At 71.6% G+C, this 11,975-nt stretch carries 8 protein-coding genes; 1 reads left to right on the top strand and 7 read right to left on the bottom strand.

Annotation, left to right across the window (positions count from 1 at the left end; genetic code table 11):
* Positions 1 to 13: 13 nt before the first annotated feature.
* The 4 genes from BMY89_RS30340 to BMY89_RS11845 form a co-directional block, all read right to left on the bottom strand.
* Positions 14 to 637, bottom strand: coding sequence for a hypothetical protein (locus BMY89_RS30340; protein WP_092379525.1), 624 nt, complete (start codon positions 635 to 637; stop codon positions 14 to 16).
* A gap of 3 nt (positions 638 to 640) precedes the next feature.
* Positions 641 to 3,676: an ATP-binding protein gene (locus BMY89_RS11855; protein WP_092379523.1), complete on the bottom strand. Its 3,036-nt coding sequence runs from the start codon at positions 3,674 to 3,676 to the stop codon at positions 641 to 643.
* Positions 3,673 to 5,604: a hypothetical protein gene (locus BMY89_RS11850; protein WP_092379520.1), complete on the bottom strand. Its 1,932-nt coding sequence runs from the start codon at positions 5,602 to 5,604 to the stop codon at positions 3,673 to 3,675. Before BMY89_RS11850 ends, BMY89_RS11855 begins: the two co-directional genes overlap by 4 nt.
* A gap of 186 nt (positions 5,605 to 5,790) precedes the next feature.
* Positions 5,791 to 6,690: a hypothetical protein gene (locus BMY89_RS11845; protein WP_092379517.1), complete on the bottom strand. Its 900-nt coding sequence runs from the start codon at positions 6,688 to 6,690 to the stop codon at positions 5,791 to 5,793.
* A 282-nt stretch (positions 6,691 to 6,972) separates the two neighbouring features.
* Here BMY89_RS11845 and BMY89_RS11840 point away from each other — a divergent pair, with 282 nt between their 5' ends.
* Positions 6,973 to 8,589 carry a flavin monoamine oxidase family protein gene (locus BMY89_RS11840; RefSeq protein ID WP_092379514.1) on the top strand — a complete coding sequence of 539 codons (1,617 nt, stop codon included), beginning with the start codon at positions 6,973 to 6,975 and terminating at the stop codon, positions 8,587 to 8,589.
* A gap of 49 nt (positions 8,590 to 8,638) precedes the next feature.
* Here BMY89_RS11840 and BMY89_RS11835 read toward each other — a convergent pair whose 3' ends face one another.
* Genes BMY89_RS11835 through BMY89_RS11825 form a run of 3 tightly spaced genes read right to left on the bottom strand, consistent with a single transcriptional unit; the run spans position 8,639 to position 11,975 of the window.
* Positions 8,639 to 9,427, bottom strand: coding sequence for a hypothetical protein (locus BMY89_RS11835; protein ID WP_139217933.1), 789 nt, complete (start codon positions 9,425 to 9,427; stop codon positions 8,639 to 8,641).
* A gap of 35 nt (positions 9,428 to 9,462) precedes the next feature.
* Positions 9,463 to 10,758: an HEXXH motif domain-containing protein gene (locus tag BMY89_RS11830; protein ID WP_170147643.1), complete on the bottom strand. Its 1,296-nt coding sequence runs from the start codon at positions 10,756 to 10,758 to the stop codon at positions 9,463 to 9,465.
* Positions 10,759 to 10,775: 17 nt separating this feature from the next.
* Positions 10,776 to 11,975, bottom strand: a complete 1,200-nt coding sequence (locus BMY89_RS11825; protein WP_092380308.1) for an FxsB family cyclophane-forming radical SAM/SPASM peptide maturase — start codon at positions 11,973 to 11,975, stop codon at positions 10,776 to 10,778.

The raw sequence follows: 11,975 nt of genomic DNA, 5'->3' as shown, positions 1-11,975 counted from the left end.
GCACGCGGCTTGCTCAATCGTCGTCTGCGGCATCCGAGCGACGCCCCTCGGCCGAATCCCGGCTGGGGAGATCCACTTCGACCGGTGGCATGTCGGGGACACCCTCGGGACTGGCGCCATCGGCCTGCTCAGCCGTCCCGTGCAACGCTGGCCGGTCGCCCTCCCGGTCCGGCGGCAGCTGCTCCTGCGGGTCGACGTCCCCTTTGGGCTGCTCCGCCTCTGCTTCGTCCCTCTTCCTCTTCTTCGCGGCCGAGGCCCCTTTTTCGATGATCTCCGCGGTCTCCGCGGCGGTCTGCACGTGCGGCCTGTCGTCCGTCTTCTGCCAACCGAGGATGCTGGTTCCCGCGACCAGGAGTGCCGCCACGATCTCGCCCCCTCGGTGCGTGGCGGCCTGCAACCGCTCTCGCAGGGACGCGTCGGTGGTCGCCGCGCGATCCTCGGCCCGGTCCGGCGTCTCGGCCGTCCCCGCCGGCGTGTCCGGATCTTCGGCCTCCGGCTGATCGCCTTGCTCAAGCGTCTGTTCCGCCCGGTCGCGGTCCTCGCCCGGCTCGACGCCCCCGGAGCCTCGCGTGTCGCGACGGTCGTCGTCGTCCGGCTTGTCGGCCTGGTTCAGCGGGTCGTCCCAGCGTGGACACATCTGTCACTCCGTTCTGTCGTATTGCCCGGCGGAAAGGACCCGCATCGGCCATCGGCAGGCGGCGAAATGGGTGGCGACGGCCCCCGCGAGCCGGTCGGGCCAGGTCGGCGTGTCGTATCCGACCCCCACGGCCGTCTCGATGACCGACGGGATGCGTGACCCGAAGGCGACGACCCGGCAGGCCACCCGGTCCTGCTGGTCGTTGTCGTGCAACGTCGAGACGGCGGCGAACTGCTCGGTCACGGTACGGCCCGGAATCTCCACCCCGTATCGCCGCGCCCACTCGGCGCTTCGCGCGGATCGTCCCGCTCCGGCCTCCGCTCCGGCCGCCTCGGCCCGTAGGTCGTCGCGCAGCACGGCCCAGCGGTATCGGTGCGCGAGGAAGTCGGTCTCCTGCTCCGCGCATTGCCCGCCACCGAACGCCGTCCAGTGCAGCGAGTCGACGACGTGCCTCGCGAGCTCGTCGGGGTCGCACCGGTTCGACAGCTGTGCGGACCGCGCGGCGACCGCACCGTCGACGGCGTGCGACAGGGCGCACTCGCGCAGCCGTACCGGCATCAGGTGCAGGACCTGGATCAGCTCCGCGCGAATGGCCGGGGTGGGCCAGCCGGTGAGATGCCCGAGTACCGCCAGTTCGCCCCAGAGCTCCAGCCAGGGCAGCTCCGCCAGCAGCAGGTGCGCCCGGCGCATGTCCCGCAGGGTGCAGGGCTGGGCCAGGCAGACCGCGCCGCAGCTGGCGCTGCGACGGCCGGTGATCGTCGACGGGTCCGCGGTGGCGGGCGGCCCGGCCGTCTCACGGTCGGTGCCGTCCGGTACGCGTACCAGCACCGGGTGGTCCATGCCGTCGGTGAAGACGGCACCGACGCCGGGCGGGAGGGTCACGACGAACTCCGACTGACGGTCGGTGAGGTTGACCGTCGCGCCGACGGCGTCCCGGTCGTCGCGTGCGGGCAACCTGTGGATGATCTTCACCGCGGTGTTCTTGATGACGTCGGGGACGAGCTTCTCCGGGATCTGCTCGGCGATCACCAGGCCCTCCCCGTACGCGCGGATCTCCGCGAGCAGCCCGGCGAACAGCTCCACCGCGTGCGCGGCCGGGCCGGGGCGGTCGGTGCGCCGCAGCAGCCGGTGCGCCTCCTCGAAGACGCTCAGGTGCCGCAGCGTCACCTGAGCGGGGGAGTCCTCCCGGCGTACCCGCACCCGCAGGTGCTCGGTCAGCTGGATGAGCAGGGCACCCATCAGGAACGCCTTGTCCCGGTCGTCGCCGACGTCCTCGATCTCGAAGACCACGTTCGAGTCGAGCAGGCGCCCGACGTCGATGGGGTGGCTGCCCTCGAAGAAGCTGCCCGTGGTGCCCAGCCGCAGGCTGGCCAACCTGACCCGGATGAAGCCGCGCACGTTGTCGGCGACCTCGCGGCCGTAGCCGATCTGGTCCACCACCTCCTCCGCCACCTGTTGCAGGTCACCCAGGGTCGGATAGCGTGGCCGGTGCCCCGGCCGTCGCGGCTCACCCAGGGTCAGGTCCCACCCGAGCTGCTCGTACGAACGGGCCAGGGCGGCGGCGAGTACCTGAGGGAAGGGCTCGTCGGCGTCGAAGGCGGCGAGGAACAGGGCGCGGACGAGATCCGTGTGGGTCTGTAGCGGGAATCCCGGCACCGGCCGCAGCGGGTTGAACCCCGCGGGCGGCGCCCGACCCTCGCCGGGGCGGACCGCGACGACGCCCGCCCCCCGCAGCCGGTTGGCCATCCGCCGGTACTCCGCCTTGGCCGGCTCGATCACCAGCCACGGCAGCCCCACCCCGGCGGCCTGTTCGAGCAGGTGCCGTACGGTCTGCGACTTGCCCGCCCCGGTCGCGCCGCAGACGAAGGTGTGCCGGTTGAGGCTGCTCGTCGTCACCCGTAACTCGGTGCCCACGTTGCCGTGCCGGTCGAGCACCGCACCGAACGCTATCGAGTCGGCGCGGACCCGACCCGCGCCCCGGTCCGTCCTGGCGTCCTCCACCGCCCCGGCGGCCGTGGGCCGCCAGACCTCGACGTCGGTGGTCTCCGGGGTGACGTCGAACTCCGACCGGACGGTCAGGCGCACTCCGGGCGCCTCCTCCGTCGGCGGGACCGCCAGGGCGGCGAGCAGCGGCGAGCTGCCGAGGAACGAGCCACCCACGAGCATGGGCCGTGGCCCCGGTGGTCGTGCCGACAGACCGGTCCCGGTGGCCAGTTCGGCCCGCCCGAGCAGGCCGGTCAGGTCGCCGCAGGCCCGGGTGGGCGCCAGGGCGTAGGGCAGCCCGTGCAGGTCGACCGAGGCGCAGAGCAGGCCGGCCACGGCCGCGGCGGCCGTCGGCGTCGTACCGGCGGCCAACAGGTCGATCCGCCACCAGCCGAGCGTCTCGGCGGCGGCCAGTTCCCGGTGCCGGCGTCCGAGCCGCGCGGCGCGTACCGCCTGGGTCGGCGACGCGCCCCGGGCCTTGGCGTCGCGTTCCTGGGCGGCGATCTGCCGGGCCTGCTCCGCGACCTCGTCGGCGGGGACCGGGTCGGCGACCAGCAGCCAGGCGAAGGCGCCCTGCCAGACGCCGAGCAGGCAATCGTCGAGCCGGGGGCGCAGGTCGGTGCGGATCTGCCGGTCGTCGTGTTCCTCGACGAGGCTGTCGGTGATCCCGGCGATTCGCGTCCAGCAGGGGAGTGCGTCGAGCACCGCGGTCAAGGCCCCGGCCGGGTAGGCCAGGCCGACCGAGCCGGCGAAGAGGCTGGACCGGTGGCGACCGGCAGCACCCACGCCTGCGGCCTCGACACCGCCGCCGGTGAAGACGTGCACGCCGCTCTGCTCGTCCGGCCGACACCAGCCGACGACGACGCGGCCGCCGCCACCGGCCGCGGCAGCCGCGTGGTACGCCGCGACGACGGCGGCCAGCCGCTGCCGCCGTCCCGGATCACCCTGGGCGCGGTCCACCTGCGCAGGTATCCCGGGCAGCTCCACGATCCGGTACGCCGCCACCTGCTCCAGCCAGCCGCGGACGTCCGGGCCCGGGTCGACCGGAGGCGTCACCGCCAGTCCTCCGGGTAGTGCTCCTCGGCCCACTCGGACTCGTCGTAGGAGGCGGCACGCGGGCGTCCGGGCGAGCCCGGTTGTCCGGGCACGATCAGCGGCGTCTCGTCCGGCTCGCCCCCCGGTTGGACCGCCGCCTCCGACGGGTCCGGAAGCGGCAGGTCCGGCAACGCGCCGGTGGTGACCCGGGAAAGGGAGACGATGTCCGGGTTGCACTCCACGCTGCGTACCGACAGTCTCCCGGTGCCCTGGGTGACCTCGATCAACGCGTAGTCCGGCAGATCCTGGAGGGTGCGGGGCTCCACCACGTACTCGTACACCCGTTGCTCACTCGCCGAGTCGTTCCAGTTCAGGCTGTCGGCCACCGTCCTGGTGTGGGTCCAGCTCCGGCCGAGGCTGACCTGCCTCAACCACTGGCCGCCGCTGACCTGGTCCGAGAACCCGATGCTGGTGCCCTGCGAGTGTGTCTGGCTGCCGCCGAGCGTGCGGGTGAGCTGGCTGAGGACGAATGTGTGTTGTCGGCCGATGAAGTCGGCCGCTCGTGCCGCCTCCTCGTGGTTGCTCAGGCGCATGAACGCGACCACGTCCGCGCCGACGACGCGGACCGCCGAGTCCCGCAGGTGACGGAACATCAACACCAGCCGGACCCCACGCCGTACGCACAGGTCGGTCAGCCGCTCGATGTGCCGGTGGCTGAGGTCGTCCGCGCCGGCGATGACCAGCGGACCGACGAACCGCTCGGGCGAGGCGAGCCGCTGGATCAACCCCTGGAACACCAACTCCTTGAGCAACTCCTCGCGGGCGTTGTGCGCGGCGTTCTCGTAGACGAGGCAGGTCAACCCGGGTTGCCCCAGATCGCGCCGGGCCTCCCTGCGGTCGGTCGCGGTGAGCAGCTCGCGCAGCGGGTACAGATGGGATTCGATCCGCCGTAGGTTCGGGTGGGTCTGGCGCCGGAACTCGTCCGAGAAGAGCGAGTCGCTGATGTGCTCCCGCTCGGCCTCGCTGAGCTCCGGGAAGTCGCCCGGCTCGTCGAGCAGGACGCTGACCGCCGCGGAGATCCGGTGAATCGTGACGTCCTCGCCGAGGGCCCGACAGACCGTCGAAAGGATGCGGTCGTCCTGGGCGCGCTCGGCCCGCCGACCGGCGGGGGCGTCGCCGTGCATCGCCTCGACGAGGCTGTCGACGAGACCTCGTCCGTCCATGCCGGACAGCAGCGTCGTCTCGCTGATCTGCTCGGGCAGTCGGACGGCGGTGACGTCGACGGAGACCGACCTGGCCAGCCAGACCAGTTCGTGGCAGACGGCTTCGCCGGAGAAGTCGACGAGGGTCAGCGCACCCCTGGTCCGCAGCATCGAGGCCCCCGTCACGGTCAGCAGCGCCTCCCAGCCCCAGACGCTGCCGCCGACGATGTCGACCCGGCGGGTCGTCGGCGGCAGCATCGCGGCCCCCCATTCGAGATAGCCGCTGACCCGCTCCCGCTCCATGGCGTCGAACTGCTCGCGGCGCTCCTCCCACCACGCGCACTCGGCCTCGTAGTGCTGCAGTTGCCGCTCCCGCTCCCGCTCTGGCCCAGTTTCCAGGTACCGGGTCTTGGACCGGCTCAGCATGGCGCCACCCACCGCAATCGCAAGCCCGATCAGGATAATCACGCCCAGATTGTCGGATGGTCCCTGGCCGAAAATCCCGAGACAGAGTAGGACCAGCGCTACGCCGAAGCCGATCTTCAACCATCGCCGCATCCGGGGCCATTTGTCCATGCTCGCCGTCGCGGCGTCGAAGAACACCTCGTCGCGTACGGGTTCCAGGGTCGGGTACGGTTCGGGAAAGCGGTGCCGGTACAGGTTCCGGTCGCGGAAGATCCACCCGAGGCGTTCCCCCTCGACATGGAGAAAATCAAGGTATTTTGATCCGCTCGCAGAATCGCTCATGACACCACCCGGCGTGAGAGACATAGATCAGTAACAGTGTCCCAAACGGGTGATCGGATATCCATAGTCGTGGGAATCGGTAGTCACTCGGGACCGCCTCGCCCTCGGCTGATCCCGGGATCCCGGCCGGGAGCCGCCCCTGCGACGGGACGGCTCCCGGATGGACCTCGAGTGCCGGCGAACGGGTTACCTGGTCGCGCAGATCGCGTACGACCGCAGTTGCCAGTTGCCGGCGAAGGGGTCCTCCTCGTACGCCCCCGAGGTGACCGCGGTCGGCGCGGTGATGGTGGAGCCGTTGGGTCGGAAGTCGTCCACCACCACCTCACCGAGCGCTCCGGTCACCTCGAAGCCGCTCCCGGTGAGTACCTTCCCCGCGGGACAGGTGGCGGTGCTGAAGCGGGAGTCGGTGGAGTTCAGGGCGCTGACCGTCGTGATGCGCGCCAGCCCGGCGACGGGATTTGCGCAGATCGCGTACGCCCGGGTGTTCCAACTGCTCAGGAAGGTGTCCACCTCGTACGCCCCGACGGTGACGGCGTTGGGCGCGCTGGCCGGGCCGCCGTTCGGGCGCAGGTCGTCCACGACGCCGTCGCCGGTGATGCCGGTCAACTCGAAGCCGGTGCCGGTCAGCACCTTGCCGGTCGGGCAGGCTGCGGTGGCGCTGTGGAAGTCGTTCGAGTCGGTGGCGCTGACCGCCGTCACCCGGACCAGACCGGGCAGCGGGTTGGCGCAGATCGCGTACGCGGTGACGTTCCAGTTCCCGGCGAACGGATCCGCCTCGTACGCCCCGACGGTCACCGCGGTGGGGGCGGCGACCGTGCTGCCGTTGGGCCGCAGGTCGTCCACCACCACCTCGCCGAAGGCGCCATTGATCTCGTATCCGGTGCCGATGAGCCGCTTGCCCACAGGGCAGGTTGCGGTGACCGAGCGGAAGTCGGTGGAGTTGGTTGCGCTGACCGCGGCGATCCGTACCAGGCCCGGCACGGCCGCCGAGGCGGGCACCGCCGGGAGGACCGTCACTGCGGCGGCTGCGAGCACGAGGACGAGCCCGCGTACGGCGAGGCGGCGGCTTGCGATGTGATGGGACATGCGTCGCTCCTGTTTCACTACTCCGGCGGAGGTGCGCCGGTACGACCGCCCACATCAGGGCGGTGGCCTAACGCGATCACGTTAAGTAGTTGAACGACCAGGCGTTATCCAAGATCCGACTACTGCCAGTAATCGACCAACCGCTATTCTGCTGTCAATGTCGGGCATACCATGGCTGATCCGTCCTAACGTCGACGTCGACCGACAGGCGTTACCAGCGGGCCACGTCGGTGAAACCTGCCGCTGAGATCGTCATCCTTCGATCTTGTGAGGAGGCGGCGGGTGACGATTCCAACGACGCGGCGGCAGTTCCTGCAAGCCGTCGGCGTGTCCGGCGGTGCGGGTGTCCTCTACGGCACGATGGGTGCGCTGGGCCTGGCGCCCGCCGCGCAGGCGGCGCCGCCGTTCCGGGCGCCCGACCGGTCCGATTTCACCCTGACCGGACGGTCCGCCAGGTCCGTCGTGGTCCTCGGCGCCGGCATCGCCGGCCTGGCCACGGCGTACGAACTCGGCAAGGCCGGCTACCGGGTGCAGATCCTGGAGGCCCGTACCCGCCCCGGCGGGCGCAACTGGACGGTCCGTGCCGGCACCACCGAGACCGACCTGGACGGGCAGACCCAGCGTGCCCGGTTCAACGGCGGCCAGTACCTCAACGCCGGCCCGGCGCGTATCGCCCAGCACATGGTGACCCTCGACTACTGCCGGGAACTCGGCGTGCCGATCGAGATCTTCGGCAACCAGAACGCCGACGCCTACTACGTCAACGAGAACGCCGGAGCGCTGTCCGGCCAGCCGATCCGCCACCGCGAGGCGAAGGCGGACGTCTACGGGTACGTCTCCGAACTGCTCGCCAAGGCCACCGACCAGGGCGCGCTCGACGGCCACCTGACCGGCGAGGACAAGGAGCGGCTGCTGGAGTTCCTGCGTGGCTTCGGCGCGATCGGCGGTCGGGTGGCCGGCGACCCGGCGGCCAGCTGGAAGTACACCGGCACCAACCGGCGCGGCTACGAGGTGGAGCCGGGCGCCGGCTTCGAGGCCGGCACGCCGAAGCTCACGCCGTACCCGCTGGAGGACGTGCTGGCCAGCGGCGTCGGCCGGTACATCTCCTTCGAGTTCGGCTACGACCAGGCGATGCTGATGTTCCAGCCGGTCGGTGGGATGGACCGCATCGCGTACGCCCTGGAGGAGGCGGTGGGCCGCCGGTTCGTCACCTACGGCGCCGAGGTGCGGTCCATCTCGAACACCGGCTCCGGCGTCACCGTCGTCTACGACGGGCCCGGTGGCCGGCCGCGCACCGTCACGGCCGACTTCTGTGTCTGCACCATCCCGCCACAGGTGCTGGCGAAGATCCCGTCCAACCTCACCCAGCCGGTCCGCGACGCCCTCGCCTTCCCGGTCCCGAACGCCACCGGGAAGATCGGGTTGCAGTACCGCCGGCGGTGGTGGGAGCAGGACGAGAACATCTACTCCGGCATCACCAACACCAACCTGGACCTCGCCACGATCTGGTACCCCTCCTACGGCTACCACGGCACCAAGGGCCTGGTCGTCGGCTACTACAACTTCGGCGCCAACGCCCAGTCGTACGCCGCCTTGACCCACGCCGAGCGGGAGGCCCGCGCCGTCGCCCAGGGTGTGAAGATCCATGGCGAGAAGTACCGCACCGAGTTGGAGACGTCGTTCTCGGTGGCCTGGGAACGCACCCGCTACTCCGAGGGCGGCTGGGTGTCGTGGCCGTCGCGGACCAGCGGCGGGCACTACGGCCGGCTGCTGGAGCCGGACGACCGGGTGTACTTCGCCGGTGACCACCTCAGCCACTACATCGCCTGGCAGGCCGGGGCGTTCGAGTCGGCCCGCAAGGTGGTCACCGACCTGCACGCCCGCGTCATGTCGTGCTGAACGGTGCGCGGTCGGGGGTCGCCGGCCGAGCACCGGAGCGCGACTGCGCTCAGACGGGCCGATGGTTGTTGGAGCCTCGCGCCCGTTGGATGACGTTCTCGACCCACCGTTCGAACTTGCTGCTGCCGCCGCCGAGCAGGCCGGTGAGTTCGTCCTCGGTCACCCCGCCCCGCGCGGCCAGCGACTCGACCATCGTCCGCAGCCGCCGATGGTCGTCGTCCTCGGTCGACGCCATGCCGACCACACCGGCGCCGAGGTGACGTTGCAGGTCCTGGAGGATGTCCATCATCTGCGGCAGGGTCTCGATGACCTGCGACAGGCCGGCCTCGTGCGGGCTCGACGACCCGCGCAGTTCCTGCAGGGTGAGGGCGACCGACATCGGGGTGACGATGTCCGCCTCCCGGCCGATGGCGTCGATGGCCCGGCCGAGCTGCTCCTTTGCGGCGTGCACGCTGTCCAGGTCGGTGTGGTCGACCAGGATCGTCCGCATGCCCTGCACGTCGAAGGGCAGCTGCTGGTCCTTCGCCATCAACTGGACGAACGGTTTGCGTAGCGCGTGCCGGACCGCCAGCTCGTAGAAGACGTTGGCGTTCTGGTCGGTCAGGTCGGCGATGACCAGGTCGTTGCGGATGATGCGGTCCAACACCTGGGAGGTGATCAGACCGGCGCGTTCGATCTCGTCGCCACGTACCGCGACGAAACCCCGCTCCTCCACCACCGGGCGGATCACGTGCTTGAGGATCTGGTCGCTGCGTTTGCGGATCTCCGAGCCCTCGGGGCCGATCGGGGCGATCACGAAACACTCACGACGCGTCGGCTGCTCGCTACCCTCCCCCATGGACCCAGCGTAGTGGAGTACGGCGAGACGGGTGGTCAGCCGGTCGGTGCCCGGTCCCGGTCCCACCGGGCCCGGTGCGCGGCCAGCAGCCGGTGGGCCTCGGCGGTCGCCCCTGGGGTGACCGGCTCCGTCAGCCATCGGGCGAGTACGCCGGCCATGCCGTCCACCAGGTGCCGACCCACCGGAGTCAGCCGCCGCTGCGCGGCCAGCAGCCGAGCGGTGTCTGCGGCGGCCCTGCTCCACCGGGCGAACTGGACCTCCGCGTGGTGCCGCGCCGCACCCGGGTCCGTCACCCGCGCCTGCCGACGCCAGAAACCCGCCACCCCCAGATGGGCGTACACCCCGTGCAGCAGGCCGTCCAAGGGTCGCGGGTCGGGCCGCCACGGTGCGTAGAACAGCTCTGTCGATCCCGGTTCCAGCACGGCGAACAGGTCGGTCAGGGCGGCCAGCTTGGCGTGCTGGATCTCGTGGGCCAGCGCCGCGGCCGTGGACCGGGCATCCGGTGGAAGAGACATGGCCACCGAGCCGAAGGCGTGGTGGAAGGTGCCGCTGCGGGTGCTGGTCCGGGGCGCGGGGATCGGCACCAGTGCGCGGAGCACGGCGGAGATCTCCTCGGCGACCGGTCGGTGATGGTCGACCAGGATCCGCCACGCCCCTTCGAGGCGTGAACTCCACACGCCGGTCGGCGCATCGCTGAACCGGCGGTCTCCGCCCAGCCCGGGTACGTGCCGCCAGGTCCGGGTGTCCAGCAGCAGGGACAGCGGTAGCCCGCCGTGGACGACGTCCAGCCGGGACACCGGCCGCCAGCGCCGGTCGGTCGACCGGCAGTCGCCGAGGTCGACCTGCTCGCCGGCGGCGAACACCCGCGCCTGCCCGCCGGCTATCCGGATCCGGGCCCGAGCGGCGGTGACCGGGAGCGTCACCGTGCCGAGGCCGGGCAGCTCCAGCCGGCCGGCAGCGCCGGGGGCCAGCGGGACGTCGAGGTCCGCGTCGGCGCCGGCGCGGACGGCTGCGGTCGCCGCCACCGCGGCCAGCAGTCCCGGGTACGCCGCCGACGCGTTCCCCGCCTCCAGCAGCGACACGGTGCCGAACGCCCACGCGCCGACGGGCGGATGGGCGAGCGCGGCCATCCGATCCTGCGGGGGGACCTCGGCCAGCACGTGGTACGCCGCCTCGACCACCGCCCGGTCGGGGTGCGCCGTCTCGCGCAGCAGCAACAGCAGTGCGCGTACCAACAGGAGGGTCTTGCTGTGCTGCGCGGCCCGCAGCCGCGCCACCGCCTCCGCGCCGCCACGGCCGGCGGCGAGTTCGTCGAGGACGATCCTCGGCACCCGGTGCACCGACAGGATCAACGCGACGCCCCGGGCATCGTCGCCAGGTCCCGGCGCACCGTCTGACGGATGTGGCCGATCAGGGCGTACAGGTCGGGGCAGTAGACCGAGGGGTTGTCGAAGCCGTTGCCGGCGCGGTAGCGGTGGGTGCGCAGTCCTCCGCCACACACCCGTCGCAGGTCGCAGGCGCCGCAGGTCGCGCAGAGCGCCGCCGCGCCGTCCTGCTGGGACCGTACCGTGGGCAGGTCGAGGGCGGCGTCGAACGGATCCCGCTGCACGTGCAGCCCGGTACGCGCCGCGCCGGTGTAGGCGGCGGCGAGTGTGTCGTCCATCTCGATCTCACCATCGGTCTGCACCACCGCCACCACCACGGGACTGAGGCCCACCCCGGCCAGCCGCGAGGCGCCGCCGAGCAGCAGTTGGATGATTTCGTCGAAGAGCCGGATCCGGACCGGCCGGCCCGGGGCGTGGTACCACCGGTCGAACACCGAGATCAGCCACCGCGCGTACGGGGTCTGGCGAGGATCTGCCGGACGCTCGGGTGGGGGAGTGCTCCAGGTGCCGTGCGGTAGCAGGAAGTCGATCGTCGGCGGCTGGTGCGCGAGCAGGCTGAGGTACGTGGCGACCGGGTCGTTGCGGAGGTCGACCGTGCACAGCAGCCCGTTGAACAGGTGCGGGTAGCCCGTGGTCAGGCGACGTAGGGCGGTCTCGACGCGGGCGTGGCTGCCCTGCCCGTCGGGCCCGCGCCGGTGCCGGTCGTGGGCGGCACGATCGCCGTCGAGGCTGATGCTGAGCCGCACGTCGAGTCGGTCGAACAGGCTGAGGTACGTCTCGTCGAGCCGGGTGGCGTTGGTCTGCACGGTCAGCCGTACCGGCACCGGTGCCACGCCGTGTCGGATGGCCGACACGGCCGCCTCGATCCGGGCCGGCCCGGCCAGCAGCGGCTCGCCGCCGTGCAGGATCACCGAGACCCGGTCGAGCCGGTGTGCCCGGACGTGTTCGCCGATCCGGTCGGCGGTCGCGTCGAGTACCCGTTGCGGCATTATCCGGGGCAGGCCCCGCCACCGCTGGTCGGCCATCGTGTAGACGTAGCAGTGGTCGCAGGCCAGGTCGCAGCGGCTGTGCAGCTTGAGCACGAACTGGCGGAAGGCGACCGGCGGAGCGCGCCGGGTGGCGGTGCCGCCGGCTGGCCGGTGGCCGTCGTCGGATCCGGGCAT

This window comes from Micromonospora phaseoli, from assembly GCF_900109115.1.
Taxonomy (GTDB): domain Bacteria; phylum Actinomycetota; class Actinomycetes; order Mycobacteriales; family Micromonosporaceae; genus Micromonospora; species Micromonospora phaseoli.
Note: the sequence above shows the minus strand (reverse complement) of the source record. Positions and strands in the feature narration are given on the sequence as shown.